Origin of the sequence: Ruegeria meonggei, assembly GCF_900172215.1 — a bacterium.
GTDB lineage: Bacteria > Pseudomonadota > Alphaproteobacteria > Rhodobacterales > Rhodobacteraceae > Ruegeria > Ruegeria meonggei.
In genome coordinates, this window is the sequence record NZ_FWFP01000001.1 from 201197 (window position 1) to 223686 (window position 22490).

The window sequence follows — 22490 nt, forward strand, 5'->3', positions numbered from 1 at the left end:
CTTACTCGAAATTGTCCTGCACCAGACGGTTCAACGCGCGTACGCCCCAGCCGGTGGCCCCTTTGGGCGCATATGAAGTTTCCGAAGACACCGAAGCGACACCCGCGATATCCAGATGAATCCACGGCGTTTCCTCTTTAACGAATCGTTGCAGGAACTGCGCGGCGGTGATCGAGCCCGCTGGCCGTCCGCCCACGTTCTTCATATCAGCAATGCGCGATTTCAGCTGTTTGTCGTAAGCTTCGCCCAGCGGCAGCCGCCACGCGCCTTCATCCTCGGCCTTGGCGGATTTCAGGAACGCATCGCAAAAGGTGTCATTGTTCGAAAACACACCGGCATTTTCATGGCCCAGCCCGATAATGACCGCTCCGGTCAGGGTCGCCAGATCGATCATGCCTACTGGTTTGAACCGCTCTTGCGTGTACCACATCACGTCGCACAGAACCAATCGACCTTCGGCATCGGTGTTTATGATCTCGACCGTGTCTCCCTTCATTGAGGTCACCACATCGCCCGGTCGGGTCGCGTTGCCCGAGGGCATGTTCTCGACCAGACCAACCAGGCCAACGACGTTGGCCTTAGCCTTGCGTTTGGCCAGGGCGCGCATCGTGCCCGCGACCACGCCTGCGCCGCCCATATCCATGGTCATGTCTTCCATGCCGCCAGCAGGCTTGAGCGAGATACCCCCAGTATCAAACACAACCCCCTTACCAACCAGAGCCAGCGGCGCGTCATCCTTGTCGCCGCCGTTCCATTGCATCACCACCACCTTGGAAGGGCTGACCGAGCCCTGCCCGACGCTCAGCAGCGTGCGCATGCCCAGTTCGGCCAGCTTGCCCTCTTCCAATACTTCAACCTCGAGCCCCAATTCTTGCATCTCGGCCAGACGGTCAGCAAATTCCGTAGTGGTCAAGACGTTGGCAGGTTCGTTGGTCAGATCGCGGGTCATTCTCACGCCATCGGCGACGGCATATTTCGGCGCGAAATCAGCTGCAACCTCGTCAGCTTTCTGGTGGCTGATAGTGATTGTTCCGGCCGCATCCGATTCTTTGGTCTTGTGCGCAACAAAATCATAGCTGCGCAACGCGATGCCCAGGGCCAGTTCATCAGAGCGGACCTGATTGCCAGCCATCACCAGCATAGGCTTGCCCCCGGCCAGCTTGGCCAGCGCAGCCCCGGCTTTGCGTGCCTCATCGTGATCGGGACGGCGTGGCAGGATCAGGATATCCAGCGCTTCAGCCGCCATACCGGCAGGCCACGCCAGCGAGATCACGTTACCCGATTTCACTTTTGCAAAGCGTTCGCTTTCCACCAGCCGCGCCACGGCACCGCGGGTCAGACGATTTGCGCGACGCACGGCGGGGCTCATCTTACCTTCGGACGTAAGGATGATGACCACGCGCCCTTCGGCCAGCGCCATGGCGTCCATGTCAAAGGCCTGAAATTCGATCGGTACAAGACTGCTCATTGCAAACTCCTCAAAAACTGTTCCCCAAGACCTAGCCCGCGCTGCGCGGGTTGACCAGATAGCAGTTTTCCCCGCCCGCTAATTGCAGTAGAGTGCCGAAAAAATTCCGGCAGGATCGGGGGAGAACGAGTTGGCGAGACAGGGCAGGCATACGCCGTTGCGCATGCGCGCAGGCCACAGTGATTCTGGCCAAACCCCAATCTGTTTTCGCCGATGTGTTATTGCGAGGACGCATCCGTGATCCTCGACCGATACTTTGCCCGCCGGTTCCTCCAGAGCTTTCTGGTCATCGGCGGCATCTTTTTGACCCTGCTGATTCTGATTGATCTGATCGAACAGTCGCGCCGCTTTGACTCGGTCGGGCTATCCTTTGGTCGGGTTGTTCATCTGACCCTGCTCAACACCCCAGCGGCCATCAGCGAGATGTTGCCCCTATTGGTGATCCTGTCCACGATTGCTCTGTTCGTCGGTCTGGCGCGCAGTTCAGAACTGGTGGTCACGCGATCCATCGGGCGCTCTGGCATCCGGTCGCTGCTGGCACCTGTGACGCTGGCAGTGATGATTGGAACGCTGGCAGTTGTCTTGCTGAACCCCATCGCTGCCGCGACGTCCGAAGAATACAAACGCCTATCGGACAGTTACAAAAACAACGGCAGTTCGACCCTGTCGATCACCAGAGAAGGTCTTTGGCTACGGCAAGGTTCAGCCAACGGGCAATCGGTTATCCATGCGCGTGGCACGTCAAATGACGAGATGTTGGAATTGTATGGCGTAACAATCATTACGTTTGCTCAGGATGGGACCCCGACGCAGCAAATCCTGGCCAGTCGCGCAGCGCTTACAGATGGGAACTGGATTCTGTACAACGCAAAGATCTGGCCGCTGGAAGAGAACGTGAACCCCGAGGCCAACGCCTCGGAGCACCAGCAATTGGAAGTTCCGACAACCCTGACGCGTCAACGTATTATCGACACGCTGGGTCAGCAGGACTCGGTATCTGTGTATGACCTGCCGCAGTTGATCCGCGATCTGCGCGAGGCCGGGTTTTCAACCAAACAGTATGAGGTCTGGTTGCAGGTGCAGCTGGCACGGCCCTTCTTTCTTGTGGCCATGGTCATGATCGGTGCCGCCTTCACCATGCGCCATGTCCGGTTCGGGGGTACAGGTATCGCCGTCCTGACGGCCGTACTTTTGGGATTTCTCATCTATTTCGTGCGTAACTTTGCCCAAATTCTGGGAGAAAACGGTCAATTGCCAATCTTAGTCGCGGCCTGGGCCCCACCCTTCGCAGCCATACTTCTATCTCTTGGCCTGTTGCTGCATGCGGAGGACGGCTGATGCGGAAACTCGCCTTCCTGCTGTTATCCAGCTCAGTGGCACTGGCCATGCCAGTCGGTGTCGTGGCCCAGAATCAGCCTGCAGCGGCCCCCGCACAGACCGCCGATCAAGAGGATCTGCCTGCGTTGCTGGTGGCGGATCAGGTGTTTATCACACCCGAACGTGTCCTTGTCGCCGAGGGCAATGTCGAGGCATTTCAGGGCGATATAAAGATAACAGCTGACCGGATAACCTATGACAGGGATACCGGTGCTTTGACGCTGGAAGGGCCAATCCGGATTGATCAGGGCGGCGCGACAACGATTCTGGCAGATTCGGCTGAACTGGATGACGGCATCCAGAACGGGCTGCTGATCGGCGCGCGTATGGTCTTTGACCAACAGCTCCAGATCGGATCAGTACAGGCCACCCGCGCGGCGGGCCGGTACACACAGTTCAGCAAGGTATCGGCGACGTCGTGTCATGTCTGCGCCAATGGCAAGCCACCTATCTGGCAGATTCGCGCCCGCAAGGTCACGCATGATCAACTGGAGCGTCAGCTTTACTTCGAAGGGGCGCAGTTTCGTGTTCTGGACGTGCCTGTCTTTTACTTTCCATACCTGCGCCTGCCGGATCCGACCTTGGATCGGGCAACCGGGTTTCTGGTGCCATCCGTTCGCACCACGTCGCAGCTTGGGACCGGTGTAAGGGTGCCCTATTTCATAAAGCTGGGTGATCACAAGGACCTGACGCTTACCCCTTATCTATCGGCGAAAACGAGGACCCTGGGCGCACGGTACCGGCAGGCGTTCAAACGCGGCCGCATTCAGCTGCAGGGCGCGTACACCAGGGATGATTTGGAAGAAGGCGAGGATCGCGGGTATTTCTTTGCCGATGGTTTTTTCAACCTCAACGACGGCTACCGGTTCACCTTTGACATCAAGACGACCTCCGACGACGCCTATCTGGCCGATTACGGCTTGCCCGATTTTGACCGACTGCGCAGCGAGGCCGCGCTGGAACGGATCAAACGTGACACGGCCTTTCGCACCAGCTTTATTCACTACAAAACCTTGCGTGACAGCGAAAATCAGGATGAAATACCGTCGCGTGTATTCGACCTCTACTACCAGAAGCGTCTGTTCCCACAGGCCGTGGGAGGAGAGGTGCGGTTGGGTTTTATTGCCCATGCACATGAACGTACCAGCGACGCTGATGTCGTCGGCAGGGATATTGCGCGGGCAACATTCGATGCGGAATGGCTGCGCAGCTGGACCTTTGCGTCCGGCCTGAGGGCCGACGCCCGCGTAGGCGCATCTATCGACACGTTCAACATCCGCCATGACAGCGCATTCCCGGATCAAGTTACCCGATCCACGCCGCGCGCGGCGCTGACGCTGCGATATCCCGTGCGGCGACGCGAAGCATCCGGGGCAACGCAGATACTTGAGCCGATTGCGCAGGTCGGTTGGACCCATGTGACGGACACGGATGTCCCAAATGACGAAAGCACCTTTCAGGAATTCGACCAAGGCAACCTTTTGGCCCTATCGCGCTTTCCCGCGCCGGATCGTCGCGAAGACGGTGTGACGGGTGTGGTTGGCGTCAACTGGTCGCGCTTTGGGCCAAAGGGATGGCGGGCGCTGGCGACAATTGGCCAGGTGTTCCGTGCAGACGCCGATTCCGATTTCAACCTGACATCCGGCTTGCAGGGTACAGCCTCGGATTTGTTGATTGCGGGTCAGCTTCAAACGGACAATGGATGGTCGCTGGCCGGGCGTGGTTTGCTGAACGGCGATTTCAGTTTTGCCAAGGCCGAGCTACGTGCGGCCTGGCAGAAACCGATCGTGGGAATTTCAGGCAGCTATGTTTGGCAAGAACCGGATCCAGCTGAAAACGTGGATGACGAGATTTCCGAAACCCGCCTGGTCGGACGCTATACTGTGGATCAAAATTGGTTTACATGGGCCACCGCACGGTATGATCTCAGTGAGTCCGAGCCGATCCGCTACGGGTTGGGCGTCACGTATCAGAATGAATGCGTGCAAGTTAACATGAACGTCAGCAGGCGCTTTACATCATCATCAAGTATTGAGCCTTCGACAGAATTCGGGTTTACCGTTGCCTTGACAGGATACTCTGTCGAAAGTGGCGGCAAACAGTACAAGAGAAGATGCAGTTGATTTCAGGTTTCTCCAGTTTCGTTCGTGCCAGTTGGCTTAATCCCGTCGCCCCGGCCCTGGCTGCAGTAATACTGGCTGTGGCAAGTCCACAGGTCAGCGCGCAAAGCCTGTTTTCGCCAGCGATCAAGGTCAATCAGGACATCATCACCTGGTATGAGCTGGACCAACGGCAACAATTTCTGACCGTATTGGGGGCGCCCGGTGCCACCGAATCTGAGGTGCGCGATGCGCTGATCGAAGACCGCCTGCGCAAACAGGCCATGCGCGAAGCCGGAATCGAGGCAGCTCCCGAAGACATTCAGGTGGGCATCGACGAATTCGCCGCCCGCGGTCAATTGTCGACCGACCAGTTCTTTCAATTGCTTGCTGAACAAGGCGTGGATCGGGAAACCGTGCGGGATTTCGTGTCCAACCAAATGTCTTGGCGCGACTACGTCAGCGCCCGTTTTCTGTCACAGGCCCGCCCGTCCGACGACGAGATCAACCGCGCCCTTGGCCAGAGCGGCGGCGGAGGTCTTCAGGTGCTTTTGTCCGAGATCATCATCCCAGTGAACCAGCAAACCGTTGCTCAGGCCGATCTTCTGGCACAGGAGATTGCCCAGGTTCAGGGGCTCGACGCGTTTTCTGCAGCCGCTACTCAATACTCGGCTGCGGGCACCCGCGACAATGGCGGCCGACTGGACTGGCTGAACCTCACCAACCTGCCTCCGGCACTGCAGCCGGTAATTCTGGGCCTCAAGAACGGGGACATAACGCAACCGATCTCGCTGCCCAACGCAATCGCCCTGTTTCAGATGCGAGGTCTGCGCGAAGTTTCCACCGGCGCGCCCCGCTACTCCAAGATTGACTACGCCGCATATTACATGGCGGGCGGACGTAGCGCCGACACACTGGCCCGGGCCGCCAAGCTGAAAGAAGAGGTCGACACCTGTGACGATCTCTACGGGATCGCCAAGGATCAACCACCCGAAGTTCTGGATCGTGTCGATGCCAGCCCATCCGAGATTCCCCGCGATATCGCGCTGGAGCTTGCCAAGCTTGACCTGAACGAGGTCTCCACATCGCTGACGCGCAACAATGGTCAGACACTTGTGTTCCTGATGCTGTGCACACGCACCGTGGATCGGGGAGAAGAGACATCGCGCGCAGATGTGGCCAACGCGCTGACACAACAGCGTTTGCAAGCCTTTGCCGAAAGCCTCGTTGAACAGCTTCGGGCCGACGCCACCATCGTCGAACAATGACCCCGCCCATCGCGCTAAGCTGCGGAGACCCAGCCGGAATAGGCCCGGAAATCGCCGCCAAAGCGTGGTCTAACCTGCGCGACAGCTGTCCGTTCCTCTATATCGGGGATGCAAGCCACCTGCCGCAGGGCACGCCCGTCGCACATGTCACTTCACCGGCCCAGGCGCAGGAGATCTGCGCCACCGCCCTGCCCGTGCTGCAGATGGGGTTTCCGGCCCCTAATGTCCCAGGGCAACCGGAACCTGCCAACGCACCTTCTGTCATAGCCTCCATTGAGCGAGGCGTCTCGCTGGTTCAATCCGGCGCGGCCTCAGCTCTGTGTACGGCACCGATCCATAAAAAGGCTCTGATCGACGGGGCTGGATTTGCTTATCCCGGCCATACCGAGTTTCTGGCCGCCCTGGCCGGTCGTGACCGCGTGGTGATGATGCTGGCCAGCGACCAACTGCGCGTGGTCCCGGCCACGATCCACATCGCCTTGTCCGACGTGCCAGCGGCCCTGACACCAGAGTTGCTGCGCGAAACCATCACCATCACCGCCGATGGTCTGCGCCAACAGTTCGGAGTCACAACCCCTCGCATCGCAGTAGCAGGTCTGAACCCCCACGCCGGCGAAGGCGGGAAAATGGGTCAAGAAGAGCTGGACTGGATCGCGCCCTTGATCGCCGCGATTTCCGACGATACGTACACTGTGACCGGCCCGCACCCCGCAGATACCATGTTTCACGCCGCCGCGCGCGCCCGCTATGACGCGGCAATTGCCATGTACCACGATCAGGCGCTGATCCCGATTAAGACACTGGATTTCGACCGTGGCGTGAACGTTACGCTGGGCCTGCCCTTCATCCGAACCTCACCCGACCACGGCACTGCCTTGGATATCGCGGGCAAAGGCATCGCCACCCCCACAAGCCTGATCGAGGCCCTGAAACTTGCGCAAAAGATGGCACAGAGCTCGTGAACCTTCACCTGGCTGAAAAAATCCCCGCCGGAGGCAATAAATCTCTGGCGCACTGCCCTCTTTCCGCGCCACGGTAATCGGATCATGAGCGCAATCGACACCCTCCCTCCTCTGCGTGAGGTCATCGCGGCACACCAGCTTTCAGCGCGCAAGTCGCTGGGCCAGAACTTTTTGCTGGATCTGAACCTGACCGCCAAGATCGCGCGACAGGCCGGAGATCTAACCACCTGCGATGTTTTGGAAATCGGCCCCGGCCCCGGTGGTCTGACGCGTGGGTTGTTATCCGAAGGCGCGCGCAAGGTTGTGGCGGTCGAAAAAGACACGCGCTGTATCGCTGCCTTGAACGAGATCGCCGCCGCCTATCCTGACCGGCTGCAGGTGATCAATGGCGACGCGCTTGAAATCGATCCGCTGGCATATCTGACACCCCCGATCCGTATCGCGGCGAACCTGCCCTATAATGTCGGGACTGAACTTTTGGTGCGCTGGTTGACCCCACCCGAATGGCCACCGTTCTGGCAAAGCCTGACCCTGATGTTTCAGCGCGAAGTGGCCGAGCGCATCGTGGCGCAACCCGGTGGCAAGGCCTATGGCCGCCTTGCCATCCTTGCCCAATGGCGGGCCGAGGTACGCATCGCCATGTCCTTGCCACCCGGGGCGTTTACTCCGCCGCCCAAGGTTTCCAGCGCTGTGGTTCACCTGACGGCCCTGACCAAGCCGCGCTACCCGGCGGATGCCGCAACCCTGTCGCGTGTCGTTGCCGCTGCCTTCAACCAACGCCGCAAAATGCTGCGCGCCTCACTGAAAGGCGTGGCACCTGATATCGAAGATCGCCTGCTGGCTGCAGGCATCAAACCCACCGACCGCGCTGAACAAATCCCGCTTGAGGCGTTCTGCGCGCTGGCAAGAAACATTCAAAAAGGCTGAACAGAAAAAGCCCCGGGTCAGAAACCACGGGGCTTTTCATATCTATTATCGTTTCGCCGCGACTGTTGCTACTCAGCCGCTTCCGGCGCATCACCGTCACCACCAGGTGTCTCTTCGGCAGATGCGGGTGCAGCCTTGGGTTTACGTGCACGCGGACGGCGCGCAGGCTTTTCCTTTTTCTCGGGCGTTTCGGCCTCGGCCCCTTTGCTTTCGGGTGTCTCGACCAAGCCAGATTCAGGGGTCGCGGTTCCGGGCGGGAAATCCATCACATCGGGTTGAGGGACCTCGGCCGGATCAGCCTGGCGTGCGGCATCGCGTTCCTGACGCTCGGCCCGTTCACGGTCACGCTCGGCCTGGCGTTCGCGGTTCTGGCGCTCCTGCTCTTCGCGGCGCGCGTCCATTTCACGCTGCGCATCACTGAGCAAGCGAAGGTAATGTTCGGCATGCTGCTGAAAGTTTTCGGCGGCCACACGGTCATTCGACAGCTGGGCATCGCGCGCCAGCTGATTGTATTTGTCAATGATCTGCTGTGGCGTGCCACGCACTTTGCCTTCGGGACCCGAGCTGTCAAAAACCCGGTTTACGACGTTGCCGCCGGAGGGACGATTGCGGTTGTTCTTGGCCCGCGAGCGGGATTTGGAAGATCTCATCTACTTTAGTCAGCCTTGTCGTTCGCTGCCGATCACCTCGCGTCCTGCACTGCTCAAAAGCTTTTGCTGTGACGCGATGTCGACTTTTTTGGGCTTGGCGTCAGGGGCCCGCTGTAGCAGCGTCAACCTCTCCGACTAATCCTGAGTAAACATGTCCTGCGCGTGCAGACAAGGGGTTTGTCCAAAATATCGCAGCTTTTTTACATCAATCGGCGCATTTCAGCCTCAGAACAGGCCATCACTGCGGCATTCTGGCAAACACAACACGATCCCGGCCATCCAAATCCGGGATAATCCGCGTATGTGCCAAACCGGCTGCCTGAAAAAGTGCCGCTACATCCGGTCCCTGCGTTGGCCCGATTTCGACCAGTAAACGACCACCGGGCATCAGGAAATCAGGAACCCCGGCGGCAATACGACGATACGCGCCCAGCCCGTCGCCTTCATCCGTCAGCGCCATGCGCGGTTCGTGTTCGCGCACTTCGGGGGACAATTCCTCCATCTCGGACAAAGAAATATAGGGCGGGTTTGAAACAATTAGGTCATATTGCCCATCAATGTTTCCAAACCAGTCAGATTGCAGAATCTCTGCACGACTTTGCACCTGATGCTGAACCGCGTTGGCACTGGCTTGCAGACAGGCCGCTTCGCTGAGGTCCGTACCCACACCCGAGGCGCTGGTCCGCTCGGCCAACAGGGTGATCAGAATGCAGCCGGACCCGACGCCCAGATCCAGCAGATGATCGAACGGCTCGCTCAGCGCGGCTTCGATCAATATTTCGGTTTCGGGGCGAGGGTCCAGCACATCGCGGCTGACACGGAACCGGCGGCCATAGAATTCGCGTTCACCCAGCAAGTGCGAGACCGGTATACGTATGGCGCGCAAGGCAATCAGCTGATCATATCGTTCGGCAATCTCGGGCGACAACTCTTCGGGCGCGATCAGCGTGACACGGCTGGCCTCGATCCGCGCGGCATGAGCCAGCAATACACGCGCGTCACGCGCCGGATCAGGCACACCTGCGGCCCGCAGACGCGCAGTTGCAGCGACCATGGCCTGCGCTGCTGTGAGGGCCCCGATCATTGCGCCATCTCCGCCAAAAGCCGCGCCTGATCATCGGCGGTCAGCGCGTCGATCACCTCGTCCAGATCGCCCTGCATGACCTGATCCAGCTTGTAAAGTGTCATGTTAATGCGGTGATCCGTCATCCGACCCTGCGGAAAATTATAGGTCCGGATGCGTTCAGATCGATCACCCGAGCCCACCTGACTGGCACGATCAGCCGAGCGTTCGCTGTCAATCCGCTGCCGCTCCAGATCATATAGCCGCGTTTTCAGCACCTGCATCGCAATCTCACGGTTACGGTGCTGAGATTTCTCTGAGCTTGTCACCACAAGACCCGTCGGCAGGTGGGTGATCCGCACTGCCGAATCGGTGGTGTTCACATGCTGCCCGCCTGCGCCCGAGCTACGCATCGTGTCGATGCGGATGTCATTGGCATCAACCTGAATGTCCACATCTACGGCCTCGGGCAAGACCGCCACGGTGGCAGCCGACGTGTGAATGCGCCCGCCGCTTTCGGTTTCGGGCACGCGCTGCACCCGGTGCACACCGGATTCGTATTTCATCCGGGCAAACACGTTGTCACCTTTGATATGGGCCACGACCTCTTTGATGCCGCCCAGGTCTGAGGCTTGTTCTTCGATAATCTCAAACTGCCAGCCGCGCGCCTCGGAATAGCGTTGATACATGCGCAACAGATCACCGGCAAACAACGCGGCCTCGTCCCCGCCGGTGCCCGGCCGGATTTCCAGCATCGCCGGGCGCGCATCAGCGGCATCCCGGGGCAACAGCGCCAGTTGCAGCGCATGTTCGGCCTGTGGGATGCGGGATTGTAGGTCAGGAATTTCCTCTTCGGCCAGTTCCTTCATGTCCGGATCGGTCAGCATTGCCTGCGCCTCGGCCAGATCGCCCACCAGTTGACGCCACGCCATGATCTGATCGACCACCGGCTTGAGGTCGGAATACTCTTTCGCCAAAGCCGCAATTTCCCCACCCGAGGCGCCATCCGCCATGGCTGCTTCGAGGTACTGGAATCGCTGAGTTATCTGTTCAAGGCGTTCTTCGGGGATCATCCCGGCGGTGTCTCTCATCCGAGGGCTATGGTCAAGGGCCAGCCCTGTGCTATGCTAAAATCCATGAAGGGGTTGGTACTTGTATTTTCGCTGCTTGCCGCACCTGTCATGGCTGACTACGTCGGCCCTGATGGAAAGGTGCGCGATTGTTATTGCACAGACAAATCCGGCAGCCGGGTCGAATTGGGCGAAATGACCTGCCTGCAAGTTGACGGCCGTATGTTCATGGCTCAGTGCCAGATGTCTTTGAACGTGCCGATGTGGCGCGAGGTTCAGGAAGGATGCTTGTCGTCAGGGCTGCAGTCCGACTGGCCAGATCTCGAAATTTCTCCCAGTTTACACAGCACGATGTGAACCGCCATAAGTCAGCCCATATTCTGAGTTTGTGTTTCTTTCACTGATACGCTTTCGTCACGAAAAAACAACGTTCTCGCGCTTACTGCGGATATAGCAGTCGACCCGACAAGGTCTGGCACAAATTTTTTACCGCCCGGAAAAAACGTAACCGCAGCGTTTAGGGGCGCAAAAACAGCGAACAAAAAAGAGAGATGTAATAAAAAGAGTCAAAGCCGTTTCCCAGTCGAAAAACAGCCTTGATTTGAAACCAAACGCTTTTGGTAGTGCAAGTTAGAATCTAAAAGGATGTGCTGGGTTAGACCGGCATTGTCCATCTCGGCGCACGCTCGATGCAACCTTCGTTCGTACTCGCTGATGTCGCTGTTCTTGGGTTAGTCAGACATTCACTGTCTGGCGCTTACATTTGTCCAAGCCAGGCATCAATCTGCGCCTTGTTCACCCCAAAATCTGACCCGCCAAAGCGCAAGCGGCCATAGATACGCAGCGTGTCTCCGTCCTGTTGTGCCGTCGTGTAGTCCGGAAAGCCAATCACCTTGGTGCGGGTGACATAGGTGATCATCCCGTCATCCACCGACCCTGCCAGAACACTGGTGCGCGGCGTAACCTGAGCAAGGGCATCAAGCCTCGCCAGACCGTCAGGACCGGTTTCAACCACGCGCATCACGCCGCCTTTCAGATCCTTGTCCGCCTCAACTTGCGGTGCGATATGCCAGCGCGCGGGGTCAGACGGGGCCAACCGGATGTAAGCCCCGATCGCAAAAACCAGACCAAGTACCAGCCAGAGAGCAATTTTCATGACGCCAATCCCGATGTTTTCAAGCACCCTAGCCGGAAGCGCCGGTGGAGCAAGGCCGTACCCGAAATCCTACCGTGACGTCACACCCGGCAGGATGCAAAGCAGCTCGAACAACAGGTTTGCGGCGGTCAACGCCGTGTTGCCGGTTGGATCGTAGGGCGGCGACACCTCAACCAGATCGCAGCCAACCACATTCACCCCACCCAGAGCATGGATCAACTGCAGTGCCTGCGGGGGGGTAAGCCCACCGATCTCGGGCGTACCGGTTCCGGGCGCATAGGCCGGGTCCAGGCTGTCGATATCATAGGTGATGTAAACCGGGTGATCCCCGATCGTTTTGCGAATTTGTGAGCCGATCTCTGTCAGGTTCTGCTGCCACAACTCCCACGCAGGGAACTGGCGAAAGCCCCAGCCCGCAGCCTCGGTGAAATCTGACGCCGCATAGCCCGAGCCGCGGATGCCAATCTGAAACGTTTTATCGGGTACAATCAGCCCCTCTTCGTAGGCCCGGCGAAAGACAGTGCCGTGGGTTTCTTTTTCGCCGAACATCTCATCATTCACATCCGCATGGGCATCGACATGGACCAAAGCCACAGGCCCGTGTTTCGCAGCCACCGCGCGCAGGATCGGCAAGGTAATCGAGTGATCACCCCCCATCGCAACCGGTGTCACGCCTTGCGCCAGAATAGCGTCATAGCTTTCCTTGATGATCCTCAAACTGTCGGCCAGAGAAAACGTATTGATCGCAAGATCGCCAATATCGGCGATCTGCAGGCTGTCGAACGGTGCCGCTTTCGTGGCCATGTTATAGGGCCGGATCATTGCGCTTTCGCTACGGATCTGCTTGGGCCCGAACCGTGTGCCCGAGCGCCACGAAGTGCCGATATCCATCGGAATCCCCAGAACCGCCACATCCAGTCCGGCCAGCGTGTCCACCGGCGGCAGCCGCATGAACGTGTTCGGCCCTGAAAACCGTGCCAGATCATTGCCGCTGATGGGTTGGTTCAAGTCTGTCATGCCCGTGTTTCTCCCGTCCAGCCTGTTGGTTAACCTGATAGCGGAAAGATGGCTAACCAAAGGTTAAGCCGGAGCCAGCTTGTTCCACCCCAACAGACAAATGATTTGCGTTGCCACATGCGCCCCCGCGATGGCCGTTGCGCCTGACGTGTCATAGGGCGGAGACACCTCGACCACGTCGCCACCCTTGATATTGATCCCGGCGATGTCGCGCAAAATGATCTGCGCCTGGATCGAGCTTAACCCGCCCCAGACCGGTGTCCCGGTGCCGGGGGCAAAAGCCGGGTCCAGACCGTCGATGTCAAAACTCAGGTAAACCGGGGTGTCGCCCAGGATACCTTTGATCTTATGCGCCACGGCGGCAGGGCCAGATTCGTAAACCTCGCGCGCGTCGATAATGTTGACACCCAGCGTGTCTTCGTTGGTGGTTCGTATCCCCACCTGGACCGAGCGCTTGGGGTCCACGATCCCCGATTTCACCGCCTTGTAAAACATCGTCCCGTGATCCACCCGCGACATGTCATCATCTGCCCAGGTGTCCGTATGCGCATCAAATTGCAGCAGAGAGATCGGCCCGTATTTCTCGGCATAGGCCTTGAGGATCGGGAAGCTGATATAGTGATCCCCGCCCAGCGTGACCGAGGCCACATCTGCCGCCAGAATGGTACGGATATGGTCGGTCAGCGTGTCGGGAAAGGCCGGGATGTTGGCATAATCAAACGCCATATCTCCATAGTCGACGATGGCCAGTTCCGTCAGCGCTTTGAACGGCCAGCCGTACGGCTCGTCAGGCGATTGCAGGGTGCTGGCCTCGCGGATCGCGCGCGGGCCTAGCCGTGTGCCGGGGCGGTTGGTGACCGCTTGGTCAAAGGGCACACCAGTCACCGCGATATCGACGCCTTTCAGGTCCTTGGTATAGAGCCGCCGCAGAAACGACGTCGCACCTCCGAAAGTGTTCTCATGCGACAGGCCTTTGAGGTCGGGATTGGTGAACGCCTCATCCACCTGGTTCTTTGCGTCTTCCAGTGCCATGTCTGTCCCCCATCAGCCCAGTGGCTGTGCTTTTTCAACGATCCGCGCAAAGAAGGACGCGCCGATCGGTGCGATATCGTCGTTGAAGTTGTATTTTGGATGGTGCAGCCCGGCGCTGTCGCCCTGCCCCAGAAACAGATAGGCGCCGGGGCGCGACTGCAGCATATACGAGAAATCCTCGGCCCCCATCTCGCGCCCCATATCACCGACCACACGCTCGGCCCCCGACACGTCGCGGGCGACATCCGCCGCGAAACCGGCCTTTTCGGCGTCATTTATCGTGGCGGGATAGTTCTTTTCGTAGTCCAGCCGCGCCTCAACCCCGTACGAGGTCGCCTGCCCTTGCACAATCTGTTCCATCCGGTCGATGACCATTTGCTGTACAGTCGGATCAAAGGTGCGCACCGTGCCATTGATATAGGCGGTGTCTGGGATCACGTTGTTGACCGTTCCGGTATGGATCTGCGTCACTGAAACCACCAGATCGTCCAGCGCATAGTGGTTGCGGCTGACGATGGTCTGAATGGCTTGAGCGATGCCGCACGCCGCCATCACCGGATCTTTGGTCTCGTGCGGCATGGCGCCATGACCGCCAACACCCTGAATATGGACTTCGAACGTATCCACTGCGGCCATAATCGGTCCGGGCGTTGTAAAGAACGCGCCCTCGGCAAAGCCCGGTGCGTTGTGCAGCGCAAAGACCTGAGAGATATCGAACCGGTCCATAATCCCCTCTTCGACCATCACGCCAGCGCCACCGCCCTCTTCCTCGGCCGGCTGAAAAATCAACGCCACGCGACCACGGAAATTGCGCGTCTCGGCCAGATACCGTGCCGCGCCCAACAGCATGGTCGTATGCCCGTCATGTCCACAGGCGTGCATTATACCCGGGTTTTTCGAGACGTAATCCACACCCGTCGCCTCGGGGATCGGCAGCGCATCCATGTCGGCACGCAGGCCAATGGTCGGCCCGTCGCCCTGCCCTTTGATGATCGCCACAATTCCTGTCTTTGCGATGCCTTCGTGCAGTTCATCAACGCCGAACTCTCGCAACCGGTCTGCAACAAATGCTGCAGTTTCAAAGCATTCAAACTCCAGCTCAGGGATCGAATGCAGATGCTGGCGCCATACGGCCATGTCGGCAGAGAAGTCGGCGATACGGTTCACGACGGGCATATGGGGTGGACTCCTGATCCTGACTGCGGAATGGATGCATCTGACACCGGAACGAAAGGGTTCGCAATGGCTGAAAATCCACTGATCAATGACCCGGATGCAGGCATTGAGCGTTTGCTTGAAATCATGCGCCGCTTGCGTGATCCGCAATCGGGGTGCCCGTGGGACATCGAGCAGGATTTCAGCACCATCGCCCCCTACACTATAGAAGAGGCTTACGAGGTCGCAGACGCCATCGAACGGCAGGCCTGGGACGAGTTGAAGGGTGAATTGGGCGATCTGCTGTTCCAATCCGTCTTTCACGCGCAAATGGCGCAAGAGGCCGGGCATTTCACCTTTCAGGACGTTGTGCGCACCATGTCCAACAAGATGGTCGACCGGCACCCGCATGTGTTTGGCGACGAATCCCGCGATAAATCCGCTGATCAACAAACCCGCGACTGGGAGACCATCAAGGCGGCTGAACGCGCGGGCAAGGAACAGAAAGGCGCGCTGGACGGGGTGGCCGCCAACCTGCCGGCCTTGCTGCGCGCGCATAAGCTGCAGAAACGCGCCGCCCGCGTGGGCTTTGACTGGCCCGATGCCAGCCACGTGCTGGCCAAGATCACCGAAGAGGCCGCCGAGTTGGAAGAGGCCCGCGATGCCAAGGACGCAGACGCGCTTGAGGATGAATTTGGCGATCTGCTGTTTGTGATGGTCAACCTAGGTCGCCATCTTGGCATCGAACCCGAAGCCGCCCTGCGCCGCACCAATGCCAAGTTCACCCGACGCTTTGCTCAGGTCGAGGCACGGCTGGCACAGCGGGGCAAAACCCCATCCGACAGTACGCTGGACGAGATGGATGCACTCTGGGATGAGGTCAAAACCGAAGAGCATCGCGCCAACGGCAAACTCCCGCCTGTGGATGCTTCGACCGATCTCTAAAACAGGTGGACAAGCGCCGCGACAGTTGCGAGTGTCCGCGCTTCAATACCCCGGAGGCACAGCATGACCCCCCGCAAAATCATCATCGACACCGATCCCGGACAGGACGACGCCGTCGCCATCCTGCTTGCGCTGGCCAGCCCCGAAGAGATCGACGTGCTGGGCATCACTGCGGTCGCCGGGAATGTACCGTTGGAGCTAACGGCCAAAAACGCCCGCATCGTCTGTGAACTGGCGGTCCACACGGATGTGCCTGTTTTTGCAGGGTGTGACCGCCCGCTGAAACGACCGCTGATCACGGCTGAACATGTGCATGGCAAAACCGGTCTGGACGGCCCGGTTCTGCCGGACCCCCAAATGCCATTGGCCGAAGGTCACGCCGTCGATTTCATCATCGACACGCTGCGCATGCAGGACCCCGGCACCGTAACACTGTGCCCGCTGGGGCCGTTGACCAACATCGCCACCGCCTTTCTGAAAGCGCCCGACATCATCGACAGGGTTCAGGAAATCGTGCTGATGGGTGGGGCGTATTTCGAGGTGGGGAACATCACCCCCACGGCCGAGTTCAACATTTACGTCGACCCAGAAGCTGCTGAAATCGTGTTTGAATCCGGAGTTCATATCGTGGTCATGCCGCTGGATGTAACCCATGATGCGCTGGTCACGAAACACCGGAACGACGCGTTCCGCGCGTTGGATTCCAGGGTCGGCCATGCGGTCGCCGAGATGACGGATTTCTTTGAACGGTACGACAAGGAGAAATACGGTTCCGAAGGGGCGCCGCTGCATGACCCCTGCGTGACCGCTTATTTGATCCGGCCTCAGCTGTTCTCGGGTCGTCATATCAACGTTCAGATCGAAACTGGATCCGAACTGACACTGGGCATGACCGTCGCCGATTGGTGGCGCGTCACGGACCACCCCCCCAATGCAATGTTCATGGGCGACGTGGATGCAGACGGCTTTTTCGATCTGCTCACCGAACGGCTGGCTCGGCTATGAGTGCTGCACTGAGATTGGCCCGCCCTGAAGACCTGGACCGCCTGATGGGCCTTGTGACAGCCTTCCACACAGAAGCCGGTATCCCTCAGGACGCGGACCAAACCCGCAACGCGCTGGCCCCCCTGCTGGATGGCATTCCCCACGGCTGCATCTACTTGATCGGTCCCGGTCGCGCGCCGCTGGGTTATATCATTCTGACCTTCGGATGGTCGGTCGAATTTGGTGGGATGGATGGTTTTGTAGACGAGATTTACATCCGCCCCGCTGTACGCGGACGCGGCATTGCAACCGAAGTGCTGATGGACTTGCCCAAAGCCCTGGCCGGGGCAGGTCTGACCGCCTTGCATCTGGAAGTTGATCGCACCAACGAAGCGGCGCAGAAGCTGTACTTGCGCACCGGCTTCAAACCACGTGATCGCTATATGCTGATGAGCAAAACGCTCTGAGCAGAACTCCGGTCACAGGCCCAATGGCCCATGACCAGAGCGACAGAGTTACCGGGACTCACCGCGGAAAATCACGCTCGGATTATACTGTTCGATAACCGGATCATCAGGTGACGCTTTCTGACCCGAAATGGGGTAGGTTCCGGGCCCTGCACAGGCTGCCAGAAATAAAACGCTGATCACCGATGCGACGAGAAGGGATTTGGAACCAGTCATGGTATGCTCCTTTTTTGTAATGGGGATAGGTTACGAGAGAACCACGAGTCTCATATAGGGATTTCTTCACACATAAGAATATATAACGTGGAGTAAACTAGTGAGTTTTCATTTTTCCATTTGAAAACAACAGGAAACACTCTAACCCCTGGGAAACCCGGCGCAATTCGCGGCCCCTGATGCAGGTGTACTATCACCCTGAGCGGATGGTCTGAATGATCCAGATCAACCTCTGACATACTTTCAACGCGCGCGTTCTTCAGCCAAAATCAAACGCCGAATCCCACCAAAGGGACTCGGCGTTTGTTTTGATCAAATGGCCGATCTGAGATTGATTCTCGGCAAAAAGCCAAGGACCGGACTGGCGCTTTAACGATCAGCGGCGCAGGATCGACGCTCCGGCATATTCGGCAACCTCACCCAGCGCTTCTTCGATACGGATCAGCTGGTTGTACTTGGCCAACCGATCCGACCGTGCCAATGAGCCGGTTTTGATCTGCCCGCAATTGGTCGCCACTGCCAGATCGGCAATCGTGGCATCCTCGGTCTCACCGGAACGGTGCGACATCACATTGGTGTACCCTGCACGGTGCGCCATATCGACGGCCTTGAGGGTCTCGGTCAGAGACCCGATCTGGTTCACCTTGACCAGCATTGAGTTCGCGCACCCCCGTTCGATCCCTTCGGCCAGACGTTCGGGATTGGTCACGAACAGGTCGTCGCCCACAAGCTGCACTTTTTCGCCGATGGCGTCGGTCAGGGCTTTCCAGCCATCCCAGTCATCCTCGGACATGCCGTCTTCGATTGAGATGATTGGATAGTCGTTGACCAGCGCCGCCAGGTAGGCCGCGTTTTCATCCGAGGTCAGGCTTTTGCCCTCACCCGACAAGACGTATTTGCCGTCTTTGTAATATTCCGTCGCCGCGCAATCCAAGGCCAGATGAATTTCATCACCCGGCTTGTAGCCTGCTTTTTCAATGGACTTCAGAATGAAATCCAGCGCTTCGCGGGTAGATGCGATGTTGGGGGCAAAGCCGCCCTCATCCCCGATGCCGGTGCTCAGACCTGCTGCTGACAGCTCTTTTTTCAGGGTGTGAAACACCTCAGACCCCATGCGCACCGCCTCGCGGATGTTGCTGGCCGAGGTCGGCATGATCATGAATTCCTGAATGTCGATGGGGTTATCCGCATGCTCGCCACCATTGATGATGTTCATCATTGGCACCGGAAGAACACGTGCCGACGTGCCACCGACATAACGGAACAAAGGTTGCGTGGTGAAATCGGCCGCCGCTTTGGCCGTAGCCAGCGAAACACCAAGGATGGCGTTCGCCCCCAGACGGCCTTTGTTTTCTGTGCCGTCCAGCTCGATCATGGCCCCGTCGATGGCCACCTGCTCGGTCGCGTCAAAGCCCACCAGTTCCTCGGCGATCTCACCGTTGACGGCGGCGACGGCTTCGAGCACGCCCTTGCCCATATACCGCGATGTGTCACCGTCGCGCTTTTCTACCGCCTCATAAGCGCCGGTCGATGCGCCCGAAGGTACAGCGGCGCGGCCCATGGTGCCGTCTTCCAGGATCACGTCCACTTCGACCGTCGGATTACCCCGGCTGTCCAGAATTTCGCGTGCGTGGATGTCGATGATGGTGCTCATAAGGCCCGTCCCTGTGGCTGCATTTGGTTGCATGCCTCATAGCAGCACGGGACAAAAAGTAAACCATCCCCGTTATCGCTAACACGACTCAAGTGGGTTGTTTGCGCCAACCTGCGACGATCCGTCAGGTCGCGGCGACCACCACCTGCTGGGCCAGACGCCGTTCGCGCAGGAAGGTATACAAGCCCGATCCGATGATCAGCGTTGCCCCGGCCAGTGTCATCTGATCAGGGCGTTCGCCAAACATCAGCATGCCCGCCGCGATGGAAAACACCAGCCGGGTATAGCGAAATGGCGTAAGCGCCGAGGCATCCCCCACCCGCATCGCCGTAACGATGCCGTAATATCCCAGAACGCCAAACGTGATCGCGCCCAGGAACGGACCAAACTGCCCGGCCCCCAAGGCCACAACCGGCTGACCGTTCAAGACAATCAACGCAACGCCGGCAATGGCCACGGCCAGATAGGCCTGCATCGCAACAACGGCCGAGGCTACACGCACATCCAGACGCCGGGTGATCAGATCCCGGGCGGCGATGGCAATGACGCTAGCAACCACAAACAGGGTCTCCGGCTGGAACCCGTCCAATCCGGGGCGAATGATCATCAGAACACCAACAAAGCCGACGCCAATCGCGCTCCAACGGCGCCAGCCGACCTGTTCGCCCAGAAACAGGGCCGCGCCCATTGTCACAACCAGCGGCATGGCCTGAAATACCGCCGCCACCGTGGACAGATCAACCAGAGACAGGGCGGTGACAAAAGCAACGGCTCCGACACCTTCGGTCACGGCGCGGATCAGCGGCAGACCCCGCCACGCCGCGGCCTCAAATATCCGTTTGCGCGTGGTCACGGCCATCAGGGCAAACACCAGCCCGCACATGATACCCAAGACCACCATGATCTGTCCGGTCGGCACACTGACCGACAGGTGTTTGATAAACATGTCCTCAAGCGCAAAAGCAGCCATCGCGCCGACGACCAGCAAAATGCCGTTTACGTTGTTCATTGTCTTGTCCGTAGGGATAGGCGGCTCAACTCGGCCGCTGCTACGTTCACCAAAAACGCAAGTATCCGTTTCTGGCAAGCATTTTAAGCACAGGAATCATGAATTCCCGTGGAGCGACCGTTCGCGTTTCGTGATGGGTCAGTCCTGCTTTAGCGGAACGCCATACAATTCCAGCCGGTGGCCTTTGAGTTTATACCCCAGCTTTGCTGCAATTTTTTCCTGTAGCGCCTCGATTTCGGGATCGACGAATTCGATCACCTCACCCGAGTGCATGTCGATCAGATGATCGTGGTGATCTCGCTCGGCATCTTCATAGCGGGCGCGCCCGTCGCCGAACTCCAGCCGTTCAAGTATCCCCGCCTCTTCGAACAATTTCACCGTGCGATAGACGGTCGCGATCGAGATCCCCGAATCCACCTTTGAGGCGCGGGCATACAGCTCTTCCACATCCGGATGATCCGCGCTTTGCTGCAACACCTGCGCGATGGTGCGACGCTGGCCCGTCATGCGCAGACCTTTGGCTTCGCAACGAGAGATGATCGTGTCGGACATTGTGACCCTCAGAGTAGTTCGGGTTTCTGTCTTAAACCGTCTGCGCGGCTGGCGCCACAGCGGATTTGACCTTCACGCAACCCGCTGAAGATCAGCCCAGATCGGCAGATGGTCCGACGCAATATGCGCCGGCCGCGCGTCGTGTACGCCATGGGTGATCGCCTCAAGCCCATCGCCCAGCGCGATCCGGTCGAGTGCCCCAAGTGGCTGAGCCGCCGGAAAGCTGGGAACCGGCGGCAGGAACCGCATATCCGGAGCTAGGTGATCCAGCACAGGCTGACGCGACCATTCGTTGAAATCCCCGGCCCACACAGTCGGCATCAGATCCAAACCCGCGTCGCATCGTCGAATATGTGTGATCTGCCTGCGGCGCGAGGCTGGCAGAAGCCCCAGATGCATCCCCAAAACCCGCAGAGGACCAATCTGCGTGTCAAACTCGACCCGCACAGCCCCCCGAGGTTCTAACCCAGGCAGTTCATGATGCCCGGTCTGTCGAACCCGGATGTCATCACCCCGCCAAATGATCGCGTTGCCATGCCAGCCCAGACTGCCTGCACCCCCCAGATCGACAATCTGCCAGCCCGCTTCATCCAGCATAAAATGCGGCAAGGCGGCGGGTCGTGGAGGCAGGCGCTTGTCGGCCTCTTGCAGCACGACGATATCAGCCTTCATGCTGTCGATGACCTGCATGATACGCTGCGGCTGCCGCCGAAAATCCAAGCCCACGCATTTCTGAATGTTATAGCTCGCTATGCGCAGGGTTGAGAGTTGGGTCATGGATATTCCGTGTTTGGCATCAAACCTTTTTCGACAGTCAGGCCACTATTGAAACTGCGCAATCATCAAATTGACGGGCTCACCGCCTTCGGCTGACGAAGCATGACCCGATCCCGAGACATCTTCGGCCCAAAACAAGTCACCCGTTTTGAAATCACGTATTTCGCCCGAGCCCGCTTGAACACGAAACGTACCGAACAGAACTGTCGCAAGCTGGGGTTTCGGGGATCGGTGCTGAACCCCTTTCCAGCCCGCGGGCAATGACAGAAACGCAATTCGCGCGGCCTCGACCTCTTTGGAGACCAGAAACGGTGACGCTGGTGGGGCAAAGGTCTTGAGTTCGAAATCAACCTCGCGATCTTCGAAATAAGAAATGCCGTCCGCGTCTTCCAACAAAATGGAGTAGCGCATTTTATGCTCCCTAAAACAAAACCGATTTTTGTCTGCAGTTTCCCCCGATGCGCCTATTATGCAGCATTCTGTGTTGATGGTAAGTCGCAGAGTCGGAGTTGTAGTCATCGTGAAAACAGTTTCATCTTCCTAAGTTTCTGCCCCAACGAGTGAAACATATCGCAACTAACTCTCTTCGAAGGTCAAACCGCGTTACTCTAACCAAAAGGAAACATCTGAACAGTTGTCACA

At 58.5% G+C, this 22490-nt stretch carries 23 protein-coding genes; 9 read left to right on the forward strand and 14 right to left on the reverse strand.

Translation table 11 applies throughout. From position 1 onward, the window contains the following. Position 1: 1 nt before the first annotated feature. Complete coding sequence (locus RUM8411_RS00980) at positions 2-1468, reverse strand: leucyl aminopeptidase (RefSeq protein WP_085820774.1); 1467 nt, start codon at positions 1466-1468, stop codon at positions 2-4. 237 nt (positions 1469-1705) lie between these two features. Here RUM8411_RS00980 and lptG point away from each other — a divergent pair, with 237 nt between their 5' ends. The 5 genes from lptG (at position 1706) to rsmA (ending at position 8101) form a co-directional block, all read left to right on the forward strand. Next, complete coding sequence (gene lptG / locus RUM8411_RS00985) at positions 1706-2806, forward strand: LPS export ABC transporter permease LptG (RefSeq protein ID WP_085821067.1); 1101 nt, start codon at positions 1706-1708, stop codon at positions 2804-2806. Then, entirely contained in the window at positions 2806-4968 is a 2163-nt protein-coding gene (locus RUM8411_RS00990; protein WP_085820775.1) for an LPS-assembly protein LptD, read from the forward strand. The genes lptG and RUM8411_RS00990 overlap by 1 nt, the downstream gene beginning before the upstream one ends. Beyond that, positions 4959-6212: a peptidylprolyl isomerase gene (locus tag RUM8411_RS00995; protein WP_085820776.1), complete on the forward strand. Its 1254-nt coding sequence runs from the start codon at positions 4959-4961 to the stop codon at positions 6210-6212. Before RUM8411_RS00990 ends, RUM8411_RS00995 begins: the two co-directional genes overlap by 10 nt. Further along, positions 6209-7174 carry a 4-hydroxythreonine-4-phosphate dehydrogenase PdxA gene (gene pdxA / locus RUM8411_RS01000; protein WP_085820777.1) on the forward strand — a complete coding sequence of 322 codons (966 nt, stop codon included), beginning with the start codon at positions 6209-6211 and terminating at the stop codon, positions 7172-7174. The genes RUM8411_RS00995 and pdxA overlap by 4 nt, the downstream gene beginning before the upstream one ends. 84 nt (positions 7175-7258) lie before the next feature. Next, positions 7259-8101, forward strand: a complete 843-nt coding sequence (gene rsmA, locus RUM8411_RS01005; RefSeq protein WP_085820778.1) for a 16S rRNA (adenine(1518)-N(6)/adenine(1519)-N(6))-dimethyltransferase RsmA — start codon at positions 7259-7261, stop codon at positions 8099-8101. Between the two features lie 68 nt (positions 8102-8169). On the opposite strand, the gene RUM8411_RS01010 is transcribed toward rsmA, so the two are convergent. The 3 genes from RUM8411_RS01010 to prfA all read right to left on the reverse strand — a co-directional run bounded on the left by RUM8411_RS01010 (position 8170) and on the right by prfA (position 10887). Next, positions 8170-8751 carry a DUF4167 domain-containing protein gene (locus tag RUM8411_RS01010; protein ID WP_085820779.1) on the reverse strand — a complete coding sequence of 194 codons (582 nt, stop codon included), beginning with the start codon at positions 8749-8751 and terminating at the stop codon, positions 8170-8172. Positions 8752-8989: 238 nt separating this feature from the next. Next, positions 8990-9835: a peptide chain release factor N(5)-glutamine methyltransferase gene (gene prmC / locus RUM8411_RS01015; protein ID WP_085820780.1), complete on the reverse strand. Its 846-nt coding sequence runs from the start codon at positions 9833-9835 to the stop codon at positions 8990-8992. After that, complete coding sequence (gene prfA / locus RUM8411_RS01020) at positions 9832-10887, reverse strand: peptide chain release factor 1 (protein WP_085820781.1); 1056 nt, start codon at positions 10885-10887, stop codon at positions 9832-9834. Before prfA ends, prmC begins: the two co-directional genes overlap by 4 nt. Before the next feature lie 63 nt (positions 10888-10950). Between prfA and RUM8411_RS01025 the strand changes: the two genes are divergently transcribed. Then, positions 10951-11241, forward strand: coding sequence for a hypothetical protein (locus tag RUM8411_RS01025; protein WP_085821068.1), 291 nt, complete (start codon positions 10951-10953; stop codon positions 11239-11241). Positions 11242-11641: 400 nt separating this feature from the next. Here the strand turns inward: RUM8411_RS01025 and RUM8411_RS01030 are convergent, their stop codons facing one another. The 4 genes from RUM8411_RS01030 to RUM8411_RS01045 form a co-directional block, all read right to left on the reverse strand. Next, positions 11642-12040: a DUF1499 domain-containing protein gene (locus RUM8411_RS01030; RefSeq protein WP_200818518.1), complete on the reverse strand. Its 399-nt coding sequence runs from the start codon at positions 12038-12040 to the stop codon at positions 11642-11644. Between the two features lie 69 nt (positions 12041-12109). After that, positions 12110-13057, reverse strand: coding sequence for an agmatinase (gene speB / locus RUM8411_RS01035; protein ID WP_085820782.1), 948 nt, complete (start codon positions 13055-13057; stop codon positions 12110-12112). A 63-nt stretch (positions 13058-13120) separates the two neighbouring features. After that, positions 13121-14089 carry an agmatinase gene (gene speB, locus RUM8411_RS01040; protein WP_085820783.1) on the reverse strand — a complete coding sequence of 323 codons (969 nt, stop codon included), beginning with the start codon at positions 14087-14089 and terminating at the stop codon, positions 13121-13123. A 12-nt stretch (positions 14090-14101) separates the two neighbouring features. Then, entirely contained in the window at positions 14102-15265 is a 1164-nt protein-coding gene (locus tag RUM8411_RS01045) for a M20 aminoacylase family protein (protein WP_085820784.1), read from the reverse strand. Between the two features lie 66 nt (positions 15266-15331). On the opposite strand from RUM8411_RS01045, the gene mazG reads away from it, so the two are divergent. From mazG to RUM8411_RS01060, 3 genes are all read left to right on the forward strand, one after another. Further along, a complete protein-coding gene (gene mazG, locus RUM8411_RS01050; RefSeq protein WP_085821070.1) occupies positions 15332-16189 on the forward strand; it encodes a nucleoside triphosphate pyrophosphohydrolase in 858 nt (285 codons plus the stop codon). Between the two features lie 63 nt (positions 16190-16252). Then, on the forward strand, positions 16253-17194 hold the full coding sequence (locus RUM8411_RS01055) for a nucleoside hydrolase (protein WP_085820785.1): 942 nt from the start codon (positions 16253-16255) through the stop codon (positions 17192-17194). Further along, the gene (locus RUM8411_RS01060; protein WP_085820786.1) at positions 17191-17640 is read left to right on the forward strand and encodes a GNAT family N-acetyltransferase; all 450 of its coding nucleotides are present in this window, start codon (positions 17191-17193) and stop codon (positions 17638-17640) included. The genes RUM8411_RS01055 and RUM8411_RS01060 overlap by 4 nt, the downstream gene beginning before the upstream one ends. Before the next feature lie 48 nt (positions 17641-17688). Here RUM8411_RS01060 and RUM8411_RS22790 read toward each other — a convergent pair whose 3' ends face one another. The 6 genes from RUM8411_RS22790 to RUM8411_RS01085 all read right to left on the reverse strand — a co-directional run bounded on the left by RUM8411_RS22790 (position 17689) and on the right by RUM8411_RS01085 (position 22259). Further along, positions 17689-17856: a hypothetical protein gene (locus tag RUM8411_RS22790; RefSeq protein ID WP_200818519.1), complete on the reverse strand. Its 168-nt coding sequence runs from the start codon at positions 17854-17856 to the stop codon at positions 17689-17691. 376 nt (positions 17857-18232) lie between these two features. Further along, positions 18233-19510, reverse strand: a complete 1278-nt coding sequence (gene eno / locus RUM8411_RS01065) for a phosphopyruvate hydratase (RefSeq protein WP_085820787.1) — start codon at positions 19508-19510, stop codon at positions 18233-18235. A 124-nt stretch (positions 19511-19634) separates the two neighbouring features. Further along, complete coding sequence (locus RUM8411_RS01070; RefSeq protein ID WP_085820788.1) at positions 19635-20519, reverse strand: DMT family transporter; 885 nt, start codon at positions 20517-20519, stop codon at positions 19635-19637. Positions 20520-20657: 138 nt separating this feature from the next. Beyond that, positions 20658-21071 (reverse strand): Fur family transcriptional regulator, encoded by a 414-nt coding sequence (locus tag RUM8411_RS01075; protein WP_085820789.1) that lies wholly within the window; start codon positions 21069-21071, stop codon positions 20658-20660. Between the two features lie 72 nt (positions 21072-21143). Next, a complete protein-coding gene (locus tag RUM8411_RS01080; protein WP_085820790.1) occupies positions 21144-21848 on the reverse strand; it encodes an endonuclease/exonuclease/phosphatase family protein in 705 nt (234 codons plus the stop codon). Between the two features lie 45 nt (positions 21849-21893). Then, positions 21894-22259, reverse strand: a complete 366-nt coding sequence (locus RUM8411_RS01085; RefSeq protein WP_085820791.1) for a cupin domain-containing protein — start codon at positions 22257-22259, stop codon at positions 21894-21896. Between the last annotated feature and the right edge of the window lie 231 nt (positions 22260-22490).